This is a genomic window from Paraburkholderia sp. (assembly GCF_035501035.1).
In the GTDB taxonomy this organism is placed as follows: Bacteria; Pseudomonadota; Gammaproteobacteria; order Burkholderiales; family Burkholderiaceae; genus Paraburkholderia.
The window spans coordinates 1-19,971 of record NZ_DATJWR010000289.1; the positions used below are offsets into that span (position 1 = coordinate 1).

The following is a 19,971-nucleotide window of genomic DNA, read 5'->3' on the forward strand; positions in this document are numbered from 1 at the left end:
CCACGCCGTGGCAAGGCGCCGACAAAGACACGAGGCTATCGCAGGCGAGCCCGGCAGCCGCATCGGGCGATCGTCGTCTGGGCAGTAAATCGTAAGGGGCCGCACATGCCACGTTTTTTCATTGACCGGCCCGTCTTTGCCTGGGTCGTCCCGATTCTCATCTGCCTGTTCGGCGCGATCTCGCTGCAGCACCTCGGGGTGGATTCCTACCCGGACATCGCCCCGCCCCAGGTCACGGTGACCGCGACCTATCCGGGAGCCAGCTCCTCGACGATGGAATCGACGGTCACGCAGGTGATCGAGCAGCAGTTGACCGGCATCGACAACCTGCTCTACTTCAGCTCGACCTCCAATGCGAACGGCACCGCGATCATCACGCTGACCTTCGCACCCGGCACCAACGCGGACATCGCGCAAGTACAGGTCCAGAACAAGGTGGCGCTCGCGCAGCCGCTGCTGCCGCCCGAGGTGACGCAGGAAGGCGTCGTCGTGGCGAAATCGAGCCCGGACATTCTCATGTTCGTCGGCTTGAATTCCAGCAACCCCACCGTCGATGCGGGGCGCCTGAGCGACATCATCGCCTCGCAGATCCAACCCGTCGTTGGCCGAATCAACGGTGTGGGCAATACGTTCATGCTGGGCTCCGAATACGCTTTGCGGATCTGGCTCAATCCCGACAAGCTGCAGGGCTACGGTCTTTCGACTTCGCAGGTGATGAGCGCGGTGCAGGCTCAAAACGCCGAGTTCGCAACGGGGTCGCTAGGTGCGGACCCGGCCGTGAACGGCCAGGTGTTCAAGGCGACGGTGTCGGGCGACAAGCTGTTTTCTTCGCTCAAGCAGTTTCGCGACATCATTTTGCGCACGAACACCGATGGCAGCGTGGTTCGCCTGAGCGATGTCGCGCGTGTCAGTTTCGGGGCGCAAAGCTACGGCACCTCCGCCGCCTACAACGGCAAAGCCGCGGGCGGCCTCGGCGTCTATCTGCTGCCGGGTGCAAATGCGCTCGAGGTGGCCAAAGCCATCAAGGCCGAAATGGCCACACTGGCTCGCGACTTCCCCGACGGCGTGACGTGGACCGTGCCCTACGATACGACGCCGTTCATCACGGCCTCGATCATCGACGTCGTGCATACGCTCGTCGAGGCGGTCATCGTCGTGTTCTTCGTGATGCTGCTGTTTCTGCAGAACGTGCGGGCCACCATCATCCCGACGCTCGTCATTCCGGTCGCGCTGCTCGGCACGTTCATCGGCCTGTCGCTCATGCACTTCTCCCTGAACCAGCTCAACCTGTTCGGGATGGTGCTCGCCATCGGCATTGTCGTGGACGATGCCATTGTCGTGATCGAGAACGTCGAGCGTCTCATGCGCGAGGAAGGTCTGAGTCCCAAGGCCGCTACGCGCAAGGCAATGAGCCAGATCTCCGGGGCGATCGTCGCGATCACGCTCGTGTTGGCTGCCGTGTTCGTGCCGTCCGCGATGCAGCCGGGGGCCACCGGCATCATCTATTCGCAGTTCGCGCTGACGATCGCCGTATCGATGCTGTTCTCGGCGTTCCTTGCGTTGTCCTTCACGCCCTCGCTTTGCGCGTCGATCCTCAAGCCTTCGCATCATGCGAGCCAGAACATCGCCTTTCAGTGGTTCAACCGCGGGTTCGACCGGTTCGGCAACTGGTACGTGGGCGGCGTCGCGCGCATGGTCCGGCGCACGCCGCGCTGGATGATCCTGTTCGTCACGCTCTGCGCACTCGCCGGCGTGCTTTACACACACCTGCCGACGGCATTCGTCCCCGACGAGGACCAGGGCGTCATCCTGGCGATCGTCAACCTGCCCTCCGGCGCGACGCTCACGCGCACGCAGCAGGTCATGGACGAAGTCGGCGACAAGCTCAAGAAGAGCCCGATCGGCAAAGACATCGACAGCGTCTTCGCGGTAGAAGGGTTCAGCTTCGTCGGTCAGAGCGAAAACGTCGCGATGGCGTTCATCAAGCTCACCGACTGGAGCAAACGCTCGCAAAGCGCGATGCAGTTGATCCCGCAGGCCAACAAGATCCTGCACGGCGTTGACAGCGCACGGATCTTCGTGACCAACCTGCCGACGATTCGAGGACTGAGCCAGTTCGCCGGCGTCGACATGTATCTGCAGGCACGCAATGGCCAATCGCGCGCCGAGCTCACGCAGGCGGAAAACAAGTTGCTTCAGGAGGCAAACCACAACCCGAAGCTATTCGGCATTCGCCCGAACTCGCTGCCGGAAGCCCCCCAGCTCGAACTGGCCGTGGACCGCGTTCAGGCGCAATCGATGGGCTTGTCGCTGCCCGATGTCTATAACAGTATCCAGATGGATCTCGCGCCCGTCTACGTGAACGAATTCACCTACGGCGGGCGTGTGAAGCGCGTGTTCCTCCAGGCCGATGGGCCGTTCCGCATGGGCCTCGACGCCCTGGGGCACATCTACACCCCGAGCGGCACGGGTAGCACGGGTGCCACGGCAAGCTCGACAGGCGGCGCGCTGAGCCCCGTCAATCCGTCGGCGAGCAATGGCGCCATCAGCCCGTACAACATGGTGCCGCTCTCGAGTGTCGTGAAGGCGAAGTGGGATGTCGGCCCGCAGGCGCTGCCGCGCTACAACGGCTATTCGGCCGTCGAGATCGTGGGCACGCCGGCGCCCGGATACTCCACCGGCCAGGCCATGCAGATCCTCGACAACATCGTCGGCAAGTCACTGCCCGCCGGCTTTGCGTCCGACTGGACCGGCCAGTCCTACCAGGAAATCCTCGCGGGGAATTCGGCGATGGCGTTGATGGCGTTGTCGATCGTGGTGGTGTTCCTCTGCCTGGCGGCGCTTTACGAGAGCTGGTCGATCCCTGTTGCGGTGCTGTTGACCGTACCGCTGGGTCTGCTGGGCATGTCGGCGTTCTGCCATCTGTTCAAGGTGCCCAACGACATCTACTTCAAGATCGGCATGGTCACGGTGATCGGGCTCGCGGCCAAGAACGCGATTCTGATCGTCGAGTTCGCCGTGGACGGGCAGGCCAAGGGCATGACGCTTTACGAGGCGGTCATGAGTGCGGCGAAGCAGCGATTCAGGCCCATTCTGATGACGTCGCTGGCGTTCATCATCGGCGTGGTGCCGCTCGTGATCTCCAGCGGGGCAGGTGCCGCGTCGCGCCATGAGATCGGCACGGGCGTGATCGGCGGCATGCTGTTTGCCACGTTCTTCGGCCTCCTGCTGATTCCGGTGTTCTATGTGACGGTGCGTCGCCTGCTTGGTGACAAGCTCGATGAAGTCACGCGCAAGCTGCGTCACGCCGTCACGGCTGATACCACCGATACAGCCGATAAAACCGATACAGCGGATACGCCGGTTGAGGCTTGACGACCGCCGGCATGCGACGCGTGCCGGCACCTGTCGACACAAGGCGCCGGGCAAAGGCCGAAAAGAATCGCAACCGTGAACTCCCCGATTCGTTTCGATCACCTCTGCCCGGACTTCGCACATGCGCTCAAGCCACGTTGGCGGGACGCTGTGCGAGCCACGCGGTCAATGCGGCGACCGCCGCAACGGGCACGCTCGCCCCAATCACGGTCGTCGCGCTCGCGCCGCCGGCGAGCAGTTGCCCGGCCACGAGCGGCCCCACGATCGAGCCGATGCGCCCCACCGCCACGGCGGCGCCCACACCGGTGCCGCGCATACGCGTTGGATAGCTCGTTGCCGCGAGCGCATACAGCATGGATTGCGCACCGACCACGCCCATGCCTGCAAGCAGGACCGCAATGGAGATCCACTTGAGCTCACGTACTCCCGCAAGCATGAAGAGCGCAATCACGATAGCGGCATAGATCGCGGCCACCACGCGCCGCGGCTTCCAGCGGTCCGTGAGCGTGCCCACGGCGAGCACGCCGACAACGCTGCCCACGTTGAACACGATCTGCGTGATGCCCGCCTGCGTACGCGTGAGGCCGCGGCTCACGATCAGCGAAGGCAACCAGTTGAGCAGGAAATACAGCACGATCAGTGTGCAGAAAAAGCTCAACCAGATTTGCAATGTTCGCGCGCCGCGGCCTTCGCCAAAGAGGACAGCTAGCGTGGGCGGAGGCCCGTCCTCGGCGTTCGCACGCGTGGCTTGCGCGGCATAAGCCGCCGATTCGGGCAGCCACGCGAGGACGAGCGGCGCGACCAGCAGCGGTGCGATTCCGCCCACGTAGAAGATGTGCCGCCACGCGGCGTCGCCCGTGCTGAGCACGCCGATCATCGCGGCCAGCGCGCCGCCGAGCGGCATGCCGCAATACATGACACTGACCGCCGTGTTGCGCAGCCGCGGCGCGACCGCTTCGGCCGAGAGCGCAATGAGGTTGGGCATCGCGCCGCCCAGGCCGAGTCCCGTGCACAACCGGGCGACCAGCAGCATGGCGAACGAAGAGACGTGCGCGGTAAGCAATGAGAAAGCGCCGAACGCGACCATCGAAAGCAACAGCACGCGCTTGCGGCCCATGCGGTCCGCGAGCCGCCCACCGATCATCGCGCCCGGCAGGAGCCCGAACATGCCTGCGCTGAAGGCCAGGCCCATCTGGCTCATGGAAAGCCCGAATTCGCGCGCCATGCGCGGTGCAGCCACGCCTGTCGATTGAAGATCGACGCCCTCCAGCATGGCGACGGCAAAACACAAACCCAGCACCCACGCCGCGCCAGTCACGCGGTGCGCGGCCAGCGGCGTTGTCGATGTCTCCATCGTTGTCTCCTTGTTTTCTTCGTAGTCTTAATTGTCGTAGTGGTCGTTGTCGCCGCTCGGGCTGCGCCGGCGCTAATGCACGAAGTCCACTTCCGCCAGATGCGGCAATGGCGCCGCGCAGCCCGCTTCGACCAGCGCGAGGCGATGGCCGAAAGCCGCCAGCGGATAGTCGAAGAAAAAACGCGCGGTTTCGCGTTTTTGTGCGTAGAAGCCATCGCCCTCCCGCTCGGGCGCCCACGCGAGACGCGACGCACGCGCCCACGCGAACGCCAGCAGCAGCCAGCCGATCAGTGCGAGGTAGTCGTCGGCGACGCGATACGCCGTTTCGGGGTCGGCGGCGTGGCGTTGCACGATGGCGCGCGTCACGCGCTCGACGTCCTGCGCGAGCGCCAGAAGGCGCACACCGGCCGCCTGCACCGCGCCCTCGCCCGCTGCGCAACACCGCGCCTCCGCCAACACATGCTCGAGCAACATGCCGAGTGCGGCGCCTTCGTCGGCGAGCACCTTGCGGATCAGCAGGTCGATCGCCTGGATCTCGTTGGTGCCTTCATAGAGCATCGAAACGCGGCTATCCCTCAGCGTCTGCTCCACGCCGTACTCGTGAATGTAGCCGTAGCCGCCGAACACCTGCAGCGCGCTCGAAGCTGCCGCAAAGCCATTCGCCGTGAAGAACGCCTTCGCGACCGGCGTGAGCAGCGAAGCGATACGATGTGCCTGCGCGCGTGCCTGGGAGTCCGTATGATGCGAGGCGATATCGAGCCAGTGCGCGATCCAGTAGCCTATCGCGCGCTCGCCCTCCACGATCGCGCGCAACTCCATGAGAATCCGCCGCATCGCCGGATGGAACGCGATGGGCGCCGCACCGCCCGGTGCGCTGCCCGCATGCGCGGGCGCGCTCACGGCGCGCATCTGCACGCGCTCGCGCGCATAGGCGTGCGCGCGCTGCCACGCGCTGTGCGCGTGCCCGACGCCCTGCATCGCCACTTGCAGGCGCGCGGCATTCATCATCACGAACAGGCACGCCAGGCCCCGATGCGGCTCGCCAACCAGCCAGCCGCGCGCCTCATCGAAACGCATCGTGCAGGTCGGGCTCGCCTTCAGGCCCATTTTCTTTTCGATGCCTTCGCAATGCACGCCATTGTGCGAGCGGCCCTGCCTGCCATCATCGAGCCACGCCGGCACGACGAACAGAGAGAGGCCTTTCGTGCCGGCCGGTGCGTCGGGCAAACGAGCGAGCACGAGATGGACGATGTTCTCCGTGAGATCGTGCGCGCCGCCCGTAATGAAAAGCTTGCTACCGTCGATGCGGTAGCTCTCGCCATCTGCATCCGGCAAGGCACGCGCGCGCAACAGTGCGAGATCGCTGCCTGCCTGCGGCTCGGTGAGGCACATGGTCGTGAGCCATTCGCCGCTCGCGACCTTCGGCAGCCATTCGCGCTTCGTCCGTGCGCAGCCGTGCGCTTCGAGGCACACGGTGGCACCGTGCGTGAGCCCCGGCGACATCAGCCACGCATGATTGGCGCCCGCGAGCATTTCCTGCAACGCCACATCGAGCAACTGCGGCAAGCCCTGGCCGCCGCTCGCCGTGCCGAGCGCGAGTGTCGGCCAGCCTGCCGCGACGTAGTCTGCATAGGCTTCACGAAAGCCCGAGGGCGTGCGCACTTCGCCCTGCTCGAAGCGGCAGCCTTCGAGATCGCCGCTTGCGTTCAGCGGCGCGATGCGCTCCGCGACGAAACGCGCCGCCTCTTCGAGAACCTGCTGCGCCATCTGCGCGTCGAGATCGGCCCATTCGGGCACTTCGCGCCACCACGATGCGGCGTCGAGCCAGTCTTCCATCACGAAGCGCATGTCGCGCAATGGCGCTTGCCAGTTCGCACTCATCGCGTGGTCTCCTTGCGGCGATCGCGCGCTGGCGCGTAGATCACCTCGGGGTCTTCACCGGCTGGCGCGTGCATGACCTCCACCAGCGCCGCGCGATGTTGCAACACCGCGCGCTGGTTGATCGAGCCTTTATCGGTGATCTCACCACGGTCCAGCGATGGCGGCTGAACCAGCAGGCGCGCGCGCGCAATAAAGGTCGCGCTGCCCGTTGCATGCGCGTTCAGGCGCGCAAGCAGTCCGGCGAAAAACGCGCGCACAGGCGGCGCGCTCAACACCTGCTGTGCAGTGGCGCTGTCACCCACGCCCGCGAGTTCGCGGCATGCGTCGAGCCGGGGAAAGATCATCGCACCAACGTCGTCGCGATTCATGCCCGTGATCACCGCATCCTGCACATACGGCGCGCCTTCGCTGACGATGCGCGCACGCATCGGCCCGACGCTCACGAACGTGCCCGAGCCGAGCTTGAAGTCCTCGGCGATGCGGCCGTCGAACGCCAGCCCGATTTCCGGGCGCGCCGGATCGACGAAACGCACGGCGTCGCCCGTGCGGTAGTAGCCCTCGTCGTCGAAGACGTCGCGCGCCTGCTCCGGCGACGCACGCCAGTAACCGCGCATCACGTTCGGGCCGCGAAAACGCACTTCGAGCTTGCCGTCCACCGGGACGACCTTCGTCTGGCAGCCGGGCGCAGGCAAGCCGATGTAGCCCGCGCCGGAAACGGGGCCGGTCGTGAACAGACACGACGGCGCCGTTTCCGTCATGCCAAGACCCGCCATGATGCGAATGCGCTCACCGCAATGATCGAGCGTCACGCGTTCGAGCCGCTCCCACGCGGCCTTCGAAAGCCCCGCGCCCGCAAAGAAGTACATCTTCACGCGGGAAAAGAAGCGCTCACGAAGCGTCGGGTCGGTTTCCAGCGCGATCGTCAGCTCTTCCCAGCCCTTGGGCACGTTGAAGTAGATCGTCGGCGCGATTTCGCGCAGATTGCGCAACGTTTCGTCGAATTTGCCCTCTACGGGCTTGCCGTCGTCGATATACAGCGTGCCGCCGTTGTAGAGCGCGATGCCGACATTGTGGCTGCCGCCGAACGTGTGATTCCATGGCAGCCAGTCGACCAGCACCGGCGGCTCGATGCCGAATTGCGGAAACGTTTCGAGCAGCATCTGCTGGTTGGCGCAGAGCATGCGGTGGGTGGTGGGGACCGCTTTCGGCAAACGCGTGGAGCCGGAGGTGAAAAGGAACTTGGCGATGGTGTCGCCGCTCACCTTCGCATGCACGGCATCGATGTCGCGCGGCGGCGTATCAAGCAGCGACGCAAAACTCGTCACGCTGCGCGTGACGGAAGGCGTTGCGCTCACGCATTCGATATCGGCGGGAAGAACCGCATTGAGCGCGTTGCCGTAGGCATCGATGTCATCGGCGAAAACGAGGCCCGGCGTAAGCAGGTCGAGCGCGTGACGCAATTTGCCGTAATCGCCCGACATCAGCGAATATGCGGGCGAAATCGGCGCATACGGTATGCCCGCCCACATCGCGCCGAGCGCCATCTGCATGTGTTCGAGCCCGTTGCCCGAAAGAATGACGAGCGGCCTTTCTTCGCTGAGGCCGCGCTGCAACAGCGCCTCGCCGATCGCGCGCGCGCGTTCGGCCATCTGCGCGTAGCTAATGCCCTGCCATGCGCCCGAGGCATGGCGCCGTGCGACCAGCAGCCGCTCGGGGTGTTCGCGCTCGCCGCTAGCGAGGCGATCCGTGAAACGCTCCGGGTAGGCGCCGAGTGGTTCCCGTGCTTCGATATACCAGCACTCGCCGCGCTGCTCGATGCGCGGCGTGACGGAACCAATGGCCACGCGCCGGTATCCGGGCGCGCCGCCAAATGCGTGGCTTTGGTCCGATTCCAAAACCTGTCTCCTGGTTGAGCCGCCTCACGTGTATGCACGCGGGCGGCATGACTTGCTTCGTGCGCGGCACAGCCCGGCTGGCCGCGTGGATAGACCGCCCGAAACCTAGATCGGATAGTGACGCGGGCCGGTCTGCACGGTGATCCAGCGCAGATCGGTGAACTCGGCAATCGATGCCTTGCTGCCGAAGCGCCCGTAGCCGCTCGCCTTTACGCCGCCGAACGGCATCTGCGCCTCGTCGTGCACCGTGGGCCCGTTGATATGGCAGATACCCGATTCGATGCGCTTCGCCACGTTCATCGCCCGCGCGATATCGCGGCTGAACACCGCCGCCGAAAGACCGTATTCGCTGTCGTTCGCCACGCGCAGCGCTTCTTCGTCGCCATCCACGCGCTGCACCGTCACTACCGGGCCGAACGATTCGTCGGCATAGAGCTTCATCTCGCGCGTGACGTTATCGACGATCACAGGCTGCATGACGGCGCCGTTCACCTCGCAGCCCAGCGGCAGGCCCGCGCCCTTCTCGCGCGCGTCATCCACGAGTGCGCGTATGCGCCGAGCCGATGCTTCGCTCTCCAAAGTACCGAGCACCGAGCCGGGCTGCGTAGGGTCGCCTGCCTTGAGCGTGCGCGCCTTGGCAACCAGCTTTTCGACGAATGCATCGGCGATCTTCCGGTCGACGATCACGCGCTCCGTCGACATGCAGATCTGCCCTTGATTGAAGAATGCGCCGAACGCGATGCCTTCCACGGCTGCGTCGAGATCGGCGTCGTCGAGCACGAGCACGGGCGCCTTGCCGCCCAGTTCGAGCAGCGCGGGCTTCAGATGCCGCGCCGCATGCTCCGCGACGATGCGGCCCACGCGCGTCGAGCCGGTGAAGTTCACGCGCTTGACGGCCGGATTCGCAATCAGGCGTTCGACGATGGCGGGTGCGTCCTCGGGTGCGTGCGTGAGCACGTTGACCACGCCCTCGCCGAGACCCGCCTCGTTCAGCACCTCGCCGATCAGCGCATGGACGCCGGGACATCCCTCCGATGCCTTCAGCACCACCGTGTTGCCGCACGCGAGCGGCATGGCGAGCGCACGCGTGGCGAGGATCACCGGCGCGTTCCAGGGCGCCATGCCGAGCACGACACCGCACGGCTGGCGCACGGCCATCGCGAGGCTGCCGGGCACGTCCGACGGAATCACAGCCCCGTCGATTTGCGTCGTCATCGCCGCGGCCTCGCGCAGCATGTTCGCGGCCAGCATCACGTTGAAGCCGTACCAGTTCGCCATCGCGCCCGTTTCCGCCGCGCCAATGGCGATGAATTCCGGCGTGCGGGCATCCATGCGCTCGGCGGCGGCGAGCAGACGCTTGCGGCGCTCCGTGGGCGTGAGCGCGGCCCACGCGGGAAACGCGCGCGCCGCGGCGGCGACCGCCGCATCGGCGTCTTCCATCGTGGCGGCGGCGGCGCGCGTGGCCACCTTGCCCGTTGCCGGATTGATGCGGTCGAACGTCTTGCCATTCGATGCGGGCCGCGCGGCGCCGCCGATCAAGAGGCCGGTTTCATGCATGTCTTCGTCTCCTCCGTTCGTTCTGTTCGATGCAGCCGCTCAGCGCTTGTAGGCCTGCAGACCCGGCTTGATGCTCTTTTCGTCGAGGAACTGCTTGAGGCCCTTTTCGCGGCCGCCTTCGGGATCGCGATGGTTGGCCTGGTCGAGCTTCGCGTAGAGATAGTCCTCGTTCTGCTCCCACGTGAGTTCGCGCGAGCGCTTGAAACCATGCTTCGCATTGCGCAGCACGACCGGATTCTTGTTGAGCAGCTTCGCGGCCAGCGCCACGGTTTCGTCGCGCAGCTGCGCGAGCGGCACGCTCTTGTTGACGAGGCCCATCTTCGCGGCCTGCTGGCCCGTGAACGTGTCGCCCGTCATGATGTAGTACAGCGCCTCGCGATGGCCGACCGTATCGGCCATCGCCTTGCTCACGAGGTTGCCCGGCGGAATGCCCCAGTTGATCTCGGAGAGGCCGAACACGGCTTCGTCAGCGGCAATGGCGAGATCGCACGCCACGAGCGGCGAGAAGCCGCCGCCGAAGCACCAGCCGTTGACCATCGCGATGGTCGGCTTCGAATACATGCGCAGCAGCTGCCATTGCCAACGGCTCGCGTCACGGCGAATGCGCTCTTGCAGCACATCGGGCCCCGCATCGACTTCGCGGAAGTATTCCTTCAGGTCCATGCCGGCCGTCCAGGCCGAGCCTTCGCCCGTCAGCACGAGCACCTGCGCCTCGGGATCGAGCTCGACGGTTTCGAGCACGTCGATCATCTCCTTGTTGAGCGTGGGGCTCATGGCGTTGCGCTTGTCGGGGCGATTGAGCGCCACCCAGGCGATACCGCCTTCCACCGTGACCTTGACCGTTTTCCAGCGACCTTCGTAACTCATCGTCTATCTCCGTGGACACTGCCGCACTCGCGGCTTGAAATCAATTTACTATCAGGCTACCTGATATGTAAAGTAGAATATGATCTCGTCGGTACAAACCCGTAAACCCCCGTAACCCCCCGTAAGCAGCCCTTGAACGCGATGACACCAAAGACTCCCGCCGCGGCGCCGCGCGCCCGAGCCACGCGGCAGCCCGCCGAAGGCAACCTGCATGCCGTGCCGCCCATGCGCCTGAGCTACCTGATCGGCCAGCTCGACCGCATCGTTTCGCGCCGGCTTTCCGAGGTGCTCGCGCGCCACGGCCTCACGCTGCCCCAATACACTGCGCTTTCGGTGCTGCGCGCGCGCGGCCGTTCGTCGAACGCGCAAATCGCCGAGCGCTCGTTCATCACGCCGCAGGCGGCCAACGAAGTCGTGAAGACGATGGAAGCGAACGGCTGGGTCATGCGCGAGCCCGACGCAATGAACCGTCGCGTGGTGCTGCTCTCGCTCACCGAGGCCGGCAATGCACTGCTGGGCGAATGCGACGCCGCGGCCGACCACGTGGAAGGCGCGATGCTCGACGATATGGACACCGAAACGGCTCAGCAACTGCACGCGCTGCTGCATGCGTGCGTACGCAACCTGCGCGCGGCATAGCGAACGCGCGCCAGCGATTAAAAATACCAGGAGACACGCATGAACATCGACCAGCTCGTTGCCATCGACACGCATGTCCACGCGGAGGTGTCGTGTTGCCAGCCGCCCGACCTCTTCGCGAAGGAGTTCGACGAAGCCGCCGACAAGTACTTCGGCACCGTGCTCAAACAGGGCCGCCGCCCGACGATTCCGGAAACGATCGAGCATTATCGCGAGCGCGGGATCGGCTTCGTGATGTTCACGGTCGATTGCGAGGCGAACATCGGGCGCCGGCGCATCGCCAACGAGGAAATCGCGGACTTCGCGCAACAGAACGCCGACATCATGATCGCGTTCGCCAGCATCGATCCGCACAAGGGCAAGCTGGGCGCGCGCGAGGCGCGACGGCTGATCGAGGATCACGGCGTGCGCGGCTTCAAGTTTCACCCTACGATGCAGGGCTTTTTCGCGAACGACCGGCTCGCGTGGCCGCTCTACGAAGTCATCGCCGAGTATGGCTTGCCGGCCGTGTTTCATAGCGGTCACTCGGGCATGGGCTCGGGCATGCGCGGCGGTGGCGGGTTGCGTCTGAAGTACTCCGAACCGATCTATCTCGACGATGTGGCCGCCGACTTTCCCGACATGAAGATCGTGATCGCGCATCCGTCGTGGCCGTGGCAGGAACAGGCGCTCTCCATCGCGCTGCACAAGCCCAATGTCTATATCGATCTTTCCGGCTGGTCGCCCAAATATTTTTCGCCGGAGCTCGTGAAGTACGCGAACACGCTGCTGCGCGAACGCGTGCTGTTCGCTTCGGATTTTCCGCTGATCCGGCCAGACCGCTGGCTTGCGGATTTCGACACGCTCGACATCAAGCCCGAGGTGCGGCCGCTGATTCTCAAGGAGAACGCGGTGCGGCTGCTCAATCTCGGCGCCGCTGAATGAGCGCTGCGGCGTCGCGGCCAATCCGGTCGATGAAGGTCTGGGCCTCGTCTAGAAGCGCAGCCGTCGGCATAACAACCGCATCGGCTAGATCACGCTTCTCGCCGACCACTAGCGGGCGCCCCTGCGCCTCCGAGAGCGTGCGTGTGTAGACACGCGTAAGCGGCCCGTCGATGGCGAACGCGATCACCGGCATCTCGACCATATACGACGGAAAGTGCCATGAATGCATGATCGCGGTCGCGGGGACGTCGGGCAAATCGGCGCGCAGCCGGTCGTCGCCCGGCGCCGGCTTGCCAGTGCGCAGCACGGCGAGCAGCCGCTCGACTTGCTGGTATAGCTCGGCAAGTCCCGTTGTTCCGTCGAGGGGCAGGCGGTAGCGCTCTCCGAACTCCACGGCCGCGCTAGCGCCCGCGGCCGCCAGCGAGTAGACCGCGCCGTCGGGGTCGGCAACCGGAGTCGCGGGCGCTGACGGCCCCTGGTAGGCCAGTCGAAGGTTCATGGGCTGAATCCCGGGAAAATGTCGAAGATCTCGAATCCCTTGTCCGTCTTGGTGAACAACGCTCTCACGTGCGTGGCGGGGACTTCGGCGACGTCCGGCAGGGCTGTGAGGGGCGTTTCGTTGAGCGGCGTGACGCCCGCAGGCATTTTAGACTTGGCGATGAATACACGGCCAGTGTTCGGCGTTGCCGGAATGTCGATGAGTGTCTTCGCGCCGCTCTCGATACCCTTGCCGGCCGCGACCTCGGCCTGTGCTGCCGTGAGGCTGCGCAACATCGCCTCGTCGGTGGCGAAAATGCTCGACATGCCCGCGCCGCCGGGCTTGGCAGCGTTCTGGAGCGCCTCGTTGGCGATCGCGAGCACGTCGCGTCCAGCGCCGTGCCCCGCGTACGCGTGCGATAGCCCGAGTTGCTTGAAAACTTCGGCGTGCCTGGCGCCTTCTGACGAGAGCTGCTCGCCCTCGAGCAGCAATTCACCCCCGGTCCGAACGTCGCCTCTTTACTGCCGGACGCGAACGGAACTTCGACCGCGAAGGGAGGCACGGCCGACTCGAAGTTCTTGACGCCAGTGTTGAACGCCGCCTCGAGTTGCTCGAGTTCGGCAGCAGTCAGATTGTCGAAGTTGATGGCCTTGGCGAACTTTTGCTGCTTGAGCTTTGCGAGGAAGACCTGGAAGTCACGAATTTTCTCCTCGGCCGCGTAGTACGCCGCTTTTCTCACCTTGTCCAGGTAGATGGGGTCGAGGCCCGAGTACAGCTTCACGCGCACGTAGTTGCTGAGGTCTTCCGCCGCCCTGGTAAACGCCTCCTCAGCCTTCGCCTGCTTGTTGAGCGCGTTGCGCACGCCCTCGGAAAGCTCAGTGGCCTTCGCTAGCGTCTCCTCGAACTTTGCCGCGCTGCCGGTTTCGCTGAATACCTTGGCCGCCGGCGCCGCGACTTTCAATGCCTTCACGAGCGCCGCACCGTCCAGCCCGATCGCGACCAGCGAAACGGCTAGCCAGAGGCCAGAAGCGCCGGTCCGCCTCCTCATCGATCGTCGAGCGCTGATCGGGCGGCAACGCAGCGAACTCTTGCGCACGCGCCTCGACATCGGCTTTCGCGGCTTCGCTCAATTTCGGCAATGGGTAGTTCAGCGTGAGTCGTTTGCCAACCGCACACGGCCGTTGGGCAGTACCTCATCGCGCACGAAGGGGCTCGAGCTTGCCCTGGTCCTGCGCGCGGAATTCGGCCGACCCAGTATCGACGATTGCGTGGGCGTAGTCGCAGTCTCGTGGCGTGCCTGCGGCTTCTGAACGAAAGTGCGCATGTTACCCAACCTTGCGTTCAATGATCGAGGGCCGGCCCGAGCTTCATAGGGCTTGGCGGCCGCTATGGACAGCTTACAACCGATAAGCCCATTCGCCTAAGTTCCTGACATCGCCATCGCACTGAAAGGCAGGCATGCGCGGCTCCACGGTTGCGGGGCTGCGAAGACGCTGTGCGCCAGATAGCGCTAAAATCGCGCAACTCAATTCCGTGACAAAAACAGAATCATGAAGCGCGTCATCATCTCGCCTCTTTTCGCCGCCATCGCCCTGGTTCCCACCCTCGCGATAGCCCAGACATCGGCTGGCGATTCGAACGCACAGCGCGAGTGCGCTATCGGCTACGTCACAGGTATTGCGGGCTCAATGCAAAGCGTACGCGAATATCTGGCCACGCCCGAAAGGGACAGGTATCGCTACCTCAGCGAAAACGAAATTCAATGCAAAATTTCCGATGATGGAAACCATGCCTCCAATTGCACGGGAGTGACGCTGCTGAAGGACGAGAAGGTCAGCGTCTACGACGATAGCGACCCCACCACGACTACCGTGGTCGTGCGCGTGGAACTCGATCGCGGAACCTACCCGGTGATTATCGTCGCGCCCAAGAGCGAGGTGACTTGCGATCAGTGAAGAGGTGAACGGCAGCGCCTCGCCCAGAAGCGCTCTTGCGTAGCGCCAGAAGCGCGATTGCGCGTGGGTGCGCCGTGCCCCGCGCCTCGCTCGTTCCTTCCTCTCTGATGAGGCCGCTCGTGCGGCCCCACACTACGCCGCGTCTTCAGGCGGCCACTGCTCGTGCCTGCGCCGCACGCGACCACACGCGATGCTGCCCCGCCGTTTCGATGAACGCCTTGAGTACGCGCTTGAGATCGCCGGCGTCGCCGGTCGCCACGCCCGCTGCCTGTTCGGGAAGCTGCGCGGCGGCCAGCAATAGCCGGCCCGTATCGATCGCGCCGACCGCCTTCAGATGCTTGAATGCTTCGAGCACGAAGTGACGCGCGTCGCCCGATTGCGTGAGTGCCTCCGTCGCCTTTTCGCCGCCTGGCACGAACACCGCATCGAACATGACCGAAGGCATGCCCGCGATGGTGGCATCAGGTGCAATCTCGCCAATCGGTTCAAGCGTAGGCGCGATGACGAGCGCTGTGGCGCCCTCTTTCGCGAAGGCGTCGCGCAGTTGTTTGAGCAGATCGGCGTCTGCGCCGGGCGCGGTGAGCAAGGCGATTTTCCGCGTCTTGATGCCGGGCTGCCCACGATTGAGCAGGCTCAGCGCGGGCGAGTTCGCCGGTTCGGGCTTGCCTGGCTTCCTGCCCGGCTTCGGCTTTGGCAGGCCGAGCGCCTGCGCCACGTTCGCGGCGAGGCCGGCGTCGATGTTCGCGAGAATTTCATTGACCGTGCGCTCGCGTATTTCCGGCTTCGTGACCTTGCCCAGCTCGAATGCGTAGGCGGCCTGAATGTGCTCCTTTTCCGGTTCGGACATGCTGCCGTAAAAGAGCTTCGCCTGAGAGAAGTGGTCGGCGAACGATTCGCTGCGCACGCGAATCTTCACGCCGTCCATGCGCTCCTGGTAGCTCTCGAAGCCGCCGTCTTTCGGCGCCGTCTCCTTCGGCCAGCCGCCGCTCACTGAGTTGGGCTCGTACGAAGCCCGGCCCACGTTGATGGTCTGCCTGTGCATGGCGTCGCGCTGGTTGTTGTGGAAAGGGCAAACGGGACGGTTGATCGGAATCTCGTGGAAGTTCGGGCCGCCGAGCCGGCTGATCTGCGTGTCGATATAGGAGAACAAACGCCCCTGGAGCAAGGGGTCGTTCGTGAAGTCGATGCCCGGCACGACATGCCCCGGATGAAACGCTACCTGCTCCGTTTCCGCGAAGAAGTTGTCGGGGTTGCGGTTGAGCGTCATCTTGCCGATGATCTGCACCGGCACGAGTTCTTCTGGTACCAGCTTGGTCGGATCGAGCAGGTCGAAGCCAAACGCATGCTCGTCGCGCTCCTCGATGACCTGCACGCCGAGTTCGAACTCGGGATAGTCGCCGCGCTCGATCGCCTCCCACAGATCGCGCCGGTGGAAATCGGGGTCCTTGCCCGCGATCTTCTGCGCTTCGTCCCAGATGAGCGAGTACGAGCCCAGCACGGGCCGCCAGTGCCACTTGATGAAGCGTGCCTTTCCGCTGGCATTGACGAAGCGGAACGTATGCACGCCGAACCCTTCCATCATGCGCAGGCTGCGCGGAATTGCGCGGTCGGACATGGCCCAGACGACCATGTGCGCGCTTTCCGGCACGAGCGAGACGAAGTCCCAGAACGTGTCGTGCGCCGTGCCGCCGGTGGGCATTTCGTCGGGTGCCTCGGGCTTCACGGCATGCACGAAGTCGGGAAACTTGATCGCGTCCTGGATGAAGAACACCGGCATGTTGTTGCCGACCAGATCGAAATTGCCCTCGTCCGTGTAGAACTTCGTCGCGAAGCCGCGCACGTCGCGCACGGTGTCCGACGAGCCGCGTGGTCCCTGCACCGTGGAAAAGCGTACGTACACGGGCGTTTCCTTCGCGGGGTCCTGCAAAAACGCGGCACGCGTCAGTTCGGACTGCGACTCATACACCCGAAACACGCCGTGCGCGGCCGAGCCGCGCGCATGCACGATACGTTCCGGAATCCGTTCATGATCGAAGTGCGTGATTTTTTCACGCATGATGAAATCTTCCAGCAACGACGGACCGCGCGCGCCCGCGCGCAGGGTGTTCTGGTTGTCGGCGATCTTGACGCCCTGATTGGTGCGCAGCGCTTCGTCCTGCGCATGCGCGCGAAGCGATTCGAGGCTTTGCGACTTTGCGTCGGCACCGGGATGCTTGCCGTTGGTGCGATTGCGGTGTGGCATGGGTTGCTCCTTTGGGGTACGCCTTCGGGTGCTGGGGACGATCTCCCATTGCCGCGCAAGCGATGTGCCGACACGGCGCGGCTTTTTTTGGCGCTTTTCGCTATTCCTCGCGCTTTGCGGCACGCCGTTTGCGCGCCTCCTGTCGGAACGACCGACAGGAGCACGTAATGGCTGCATGGATCAAGGCGATGGAGAGCGCGGCATTGCCGGCAGACGGCATGCGCCGCGTCGAGATCGAAGGCGTGCCGATCCTCATCGTGCATAGCAGTGGGCGCATTCGCGCATTCACCGGCGATTGCCCGCATGCGGGCGCGCCGTTCGATCAGGGCGCGCTATGCGAGGGTCGCATCGTTTGCCCCTGGCACAAGGCGGCTTTCGCCATCGACGATGGCCGCTGGCTCGAACCGCCCGCGCTGGAGGGCCTGCTCTCGTACCCCGTGCGGGTCGAAAATAACGGCGTGTTCGTCGAACTGGAGCCGAAACGTCTGCACAAGCCGCACGTCACCCGCGCGAATGCCGGTTCAGCGCGGCGTCTTGCCATCGTGGGCGGCGGAGCGGCGGGCGCCGCCGCAGCCGCCACGCTGCTCGAAGGCGATTTCGATGGCGAGGTGACGATGTTTGCCGCCGAATCGCAAGCGCCCTACGACCGCACCTGCCTCAGCAAGTTCGTACCCGCGGGCGAGATGGCGCCGAGCGACGTCCCGCCCATCCTGCCCGAAGGCGTGGCACGCGACCCGCGCCTGCGGATCGACCACACCGAAGTCAAGCGCTTCGATGTCCCGACGAAACGGGTGACGCTCGCCGACGGTCGCGAGTTTGCGTTCGACACGGTGCTGATCGCAAGCGGCTCAGTGGCCCGGCGGCCCGATGTGCCCGGCGCAGGCCTCGGTCATGTCTTCACGCTGCGCAGTGTGGACGACGCCGCGGCCATCCTGCATGCGCTCTCGCCCGGCGAGCACGCCGTGATTCTGGGCGACAGTTTCATCGGCCTGGAAACGGCCTCGGCCCTGCGCAAGCGCGGCGTCGAGGTGACGATCGCCGCGCCCGACGGACTCCCGCTGCAGCGCCCACTAGGCGCGCGCGTGGGTGCCCTCTTCCGCGAATGGCACGAGGCGAACGGCGTCGTATTCCGGCACGCGAAGGCTTTGCGTTTCGAAGGGTCGCGCGAAGTCGAAGCCGTCGCCCTCGACGACGGTGCCACGCTCCCCGCGAAGGCCGTGATTGCCGGTATCGGCGTGCGTCCTGCGACTCACTTCGTGAGCGGCATCCCTCTCGACGAGGACGGCGGTGTGACGGTGGACGCCGCGATGCGCGCGGGCCGAGGCGTCTATGCCGTGGGCGACATCGCCCGTTTCCCCCTGAACGGCACGGGAGCCACGCCCCAGAAAATCCGCATCGAACATTGGCGGGTCGCGCAACAGCAGGCTCGCATTGCCGCGCTCAACATGCTGGGCGAGGACACGCGCTACGACGGCGTGCCGTTTTTCTGGACCGAGCATTACGACAAGCGCTGCGACTATCTGGGTCACGTCGAACACTGGGACGACCTGGCCATATCCGGGCGGCCGGGAGACGATCGATTCGTTGTCCTTTACTCCCGTCTCGGCCGCCTGCGCGCCGTACTCGCCTGTGGCTGCGAGCACGAAATGGCGCTGTTGAGCGAGCGCATGCGCGAACCGCTTTCCACCGATTCGGCGCGCGCCATCCTGGGGCTCTGATGGAACAGCAGGAACAACACGCGCCCCTTTGCGTACGCACGCTGACCCGCGGCGCGGAGCGCGGCGCGCCCGATTTTCCGGCGCTGCTCCGGGGTTTCGCGCTGCCGCTCGATGCGCAGACGCTAGGCGACGCGGCACGCCAGCTCGTCGCGGACTGTCCGTCGCTGCCGCAACCCGGGAGCGGCCGCACGCTCGCGCGCTGGCAGTTTCTCTCAGGGCTGGCAGGCCATGACCTCTCGCTCGCGAAGATCTACGAGGCGCATGCCGACGCACTCGCGATTCATGCCGAACTCGACACGCCGCGCGCGTCGGCTGCCGGATGCGCGCAGCCCGAAATCTGGGGCGTATGGGCAGCGCGTCCCCCCCGAAGCGAGCTGTGCTTCGCCTCGCGGCACGGGGATCAGGTATCGCTTTCGGGCGTCAAGCCGTGGTGCTCGGGCGCGGCATTCGTCACGCATGCGCTCGTGACCTGTGTCGACGGCGATGGGCACGACTGGCTGGCAGCGCTTGCCATCGACCAGCCCGGCGTGACCGTGACGGCGCGCGGCTGGGAAGCCGTCGGCATGGCGGCCACGCAGAGCGTGGAGGTCGACGTGCTCGATGCGCGTGCGACGCTCATCGGCCAAAGCGGCGCTTACCTGCGCCGGCGCGGCTTCTGGCATGGCGGCGCGGGCATTGCCGCGTGCTGGTATGGCGCCGCGGCCGCGCTCGCGGTGCGATTACGCCAAGCGGCGCAGCGGCGCGACGACCCGCATCTGGAAGCCCACCTCGGCGCGGCGGACACCGCGCTCTGCGCTGCGCGCGCGTTGCTGCGCGAAACGGCGCACACGCTGGACGCCTCACCGCTGGCCGACGCGATGCCGCTCGCGCTACGCGTGCGCGCCGCCACGGAAAGCGCGGTGGAGGTCACGTTGCGCGCGTGCGCACGCTCGCTTGGCGCGGGGCCGTTGTGCCGCGACCGCTGGTTCGCGCGCATGGCGGCCGATCTACCCGTATTCGTGCGCCAAAGCCACGCCGAGCACGATCTCGCGGCGCTCGCGAAGCAGATCGCTGCTGCCGCCGAAGACTGGTCGCTCTGATCTGCGT

General features: G+C 65.3%; 15 protein-coding genes. 7 read left to right on the forward strand and 8 right to left on the reverse strand.

Annotated elements, in window-relative coordinates; all coding sequences use genetic code 11:
• Positions 1-105: 105 nt before the first annotated feature.
• Positions 106-3,375: an efflux RND transporter permease subunit gene (locus VMJ11_RS21375; protein ID WP_325621507.1), complete on the forward strand. Its 3,270-nt coding sequence runs from the start codon at positions 106-108 to the stop codon at positions 3,373-3,375.
• A 127-nt stretch (positions 3,376-3,502) separates the two neighbouring features.
• Here the strand turns inward: VMJ11_RS21375 and mhpT are convergent, their stop codons facing one another.
• The 5 genes from mhpT to VMJ11_RS21400 form a co-directional block, all read right to left on the reverse strand.
• Positions 3,503-4,729: a 3-(3-hydroxy-phenyl)propionate transporter MhpT gene (gene mhpT, locus VMJ11_RS21380; RefSeq protein ID WP_325621509.1), complete on the reverse strand. Its 1,227-nt coding sequence runs from the start codon at positions 4,727-4,729 to the stop codon at positions 3,503-3,505.
• A gap of 72 nt (positions 4,730-4,801) precedes the next feature.
• Entirely contained in the window at positions 4,802-6,610 is a 1,809-nt protein-coding gene (locus VMJ11_RS21385) for an acyl-CoA dehydrogenase family protein (RefSeq protein ID WP_325621511.1), read from the reverse strand.
• Entirely contained in the window at positions 6,607-8,505 is a 1,899-nt protein-coding gene (locus tag VMJ11_RS21390; protein ID WP_325621513.1) for a feruloyl-CoA synthase, read from the reverse strand. Before VMJ11_RS21390 ends, VMJ11_RS21385 begins: the two co-directional genes overlap by 4 nt.
• A gap of 105 nt (positions 8,506-8,610) precedes the next feature.
• Positions 8,611-10,062, reverse strand: coding sequence for an aldehyde dehydrogenase (locus VMJ11_RS21395; protein ID WP_325621515.1), 1,452 nt, complete (start codon positions 10,060-10,062; stop codon positions 8,611-8,613).
• A 39-nt stretch (positions 10,063-10,101) separates the two neighbouring features.
• Complete coding sequence (locus tag VMJ11_RS21400) at positions 10,102-10,929, reverse strand: p-hydroxycinnamoyl CoA hydratase/lyase (protein ID WP_325621517.1); 828 nt, start codon at positions 10,927-10,929, stop codon at positions 10,102-10,104.
• A gap of 141 nt (positions 10,930-11,070) precedes the next feature.
• Here VMJ11_RS21400 and VMJ11_RS21405 point away from each other — a divergent pair, with 141 nt between their 5' ends.
• Entirely contained in the window at positions 11,071-11,568 is a 498-nt protein-coding gene (locus tag VMJ11_RS21405) for a MarR family transcriptional regulator (RefSeq protein WP_325621519.1), read from the forward strand.
• 39 nt (positions 11,569-11,607) lie between these two features.
• On the forward strand, positions 11,608-12,492 hold the full coding sequence (locus tag VMJ11_RS21410) for an amidohydrolase family protein (RefSeq protein WP_325621521.1): 885 nt from the start codon (positions 11,608-11,610) through the stop codon (positions 12,490-12,492).
• Here VMJ11_RS21410 and VMJ11_RS21415 read toward each other — a convergent pair.
• Entirely contained in the window at positions 12,470-12,991 is a 522-nt protein-coding gene (locus VMJ11_RS21415; protein ID WP_325621523.1) for a hypothetical protein, read from the reverse strand. The two genes, VMJ11_RS21410 and VMJ11_RS21415, sit on opposite strands and share 23 nt — an antisense overlap.
• Positions 12,988-13,461, reverse strand: coding sequence for a hypothetical protein (locus VMJ11_RS21420; protein WP_325621524.1), 474 nt, complete (start codon positions 13,459-13,461; stop codon positions 12,988-12,990). Before VMJ11_RS21420 ends, VMJ11_RS21415 begins: the two co-directional genes overlap by 4 nt.
• 300 nt (positions 13,462-13,761) lie before the next feature.
• Here VMJ11_RS21420 and VMJ11_RS21425 point away from each other — a divergent pair, with 300 nt between their 5' ends.
• Positions 13,762-14,280 (forward strand): hypothetical protein, encoded by a 519-nt coding sequence (locus VMJ11_RS21425; RefSeq protein ID WP_325621526.1) that lies wholly within the window; start codon positions 13,762-13,764, stop codon positions 14,278-14,280.
• Between the two features lie 240 nt (positions 14,281-14,520).
• Positions 14,521-14,925, forward strand: coding sequence for a hypothetical protein (locus VMJ11_RS21430; RefSeq protein WP_325621528.1), 405 nt, complete (start codon positions 14,521-14,523; stop codon positions 14,923-14,925).
• A 145-nt stretch (positions 14,926-15,070) separates the two neighbouring features.
• On the opposite strand, the gene katE is transcribed toward VMJ11_RS21430, so the two are convergent.
• The gene (katE, locus tag VMJ11_RS21435; RefSeq protein WP_414694443.1) at positions 15,071-17,209 is read right to left on the reverse strand and encodes a catalase HPII; all 2,139 of its coding nucleotides are present in this window, start codon (positions 17,207-17,209) and stop codon (positions 15,071-15,073) included.
• 125 nt (positions 17,210-17,334) lie between these two features.
• On the opposite strand from katE, the gene VMJ11_RS21440 reads away from it, so the two are divergent.
• Both VMJ11_RS21440 and VMJ11_RS21445 read left to right on the forward strand, forming a co-directional pair.
• Complete coding sequence (locus VMJ11_RS21440) at positions 17,335-18,885, forward strand: FAD-dependent oxidoreductase (RefSeq protein WP_325621533.1); 1,551 nt, start codon at positions 17,335-17,337, stop codon at positions 18,883-18,885.
• Positions 18,885-19,964: an acyl-CoA dehydrogenase family protein gene (locus tag VMJ11_RS21445; protein ID WP_325621535.1), complete on the forward strand. Its 1,080-nt coding sequence runs from the start codon at positions 18,885-18,887 to the stop codon at positions 19,962-19,964. The genes VMJ11_RS21440 and VMJ11_RS21445 overlap by 1 nt, the downstream gene beginning before the upstream one ends.
• Positions 19,965-19,971: the final 7 nt, after the last annotated feature.

Excerpts from the sequence above, each read along its gene's own strand:
- VMJ11_RS21410 (WP_325621521.1), top strand. The coding sequence starts at position 11,608 with ATGAACATCGACCAGCTCGTTGCCATCGACACGCATGTCCACGCGGAG.
- VMJ11_RS21375 (WP_325621507.1), top strand. The coding sequence starts at position 106 with ATGCCACGTTTTTTCATTGACCGGCCCGTCTTTGCCTGGGTCGTCCCG.
- VMJ11_RS21445 (WP_325621535.1), top strand. The coding sequence starts at position 18,885 with ATGGAACAGCAGGAACAACACGCGCCCCTTTGCGTACGCACGCTGACC.
- VMJ11_RS21400 (WP_325621517.1), bottom strand. The coding sequence starts at position 10,929 with ATGAGTTACGAAGGTCGCTGGAAAACGGTCAAGGTCACGGTGGAAGGC.
- VMJ11_RS21440 (WP_325621533.1), top strand. The coding sequence starts at position 17,335 with ATGGCTGCATGGATCAAGGCGATGGAGAGCGCGGCATTGCCGGCAGAC.
- mhpT (WP_325621509.1), bottom strand. The coding sequence starts at position 4,729 with ATGGAGACATCGACAACGCCGCTGGCCGCGCACCGCGTGACTGGCGCG.
- VMJ11_RS21405 (WP_325621519.1), top strand. The coding sequence starts at position 11,071 with ATGACACCAAAGACTCCCGCCGCGGCGCCGCGCGCCCGAGCCACGCGG.
- VMJ11_RS21430 (WP_325621528.1), top strand. The coding sequence starts at position 14,521 with ATGAAGCGCGTCATCATCTCGCCTCTTTTCGCCGCCATCGCCCTGGTT.
- VMJ11_RS21385 (WP_325621511.1), bottom strand. The coding sequence starts at position 6,610 with ATGAGTGCGAACTGGCAAGCGCCATTGCGCGACATGCGCTTCGTGATG.
- VMJ11_RS21395 (WP_325621515.1), bottom strand. The coding sequence starts at position 10,062 with ATGCATGAAACCGGCCTCTTGATCGGCGGCGCCGCGCGGCCCGCATCG.
- VMJ11_RS21415 (WP_325621523.1), bottom strand. The coding sequence starts at position 12,991 with ATGAACCTTCGACTGGCCTACCAGGGGCCGTCAGCGCCCGCGACTCCG.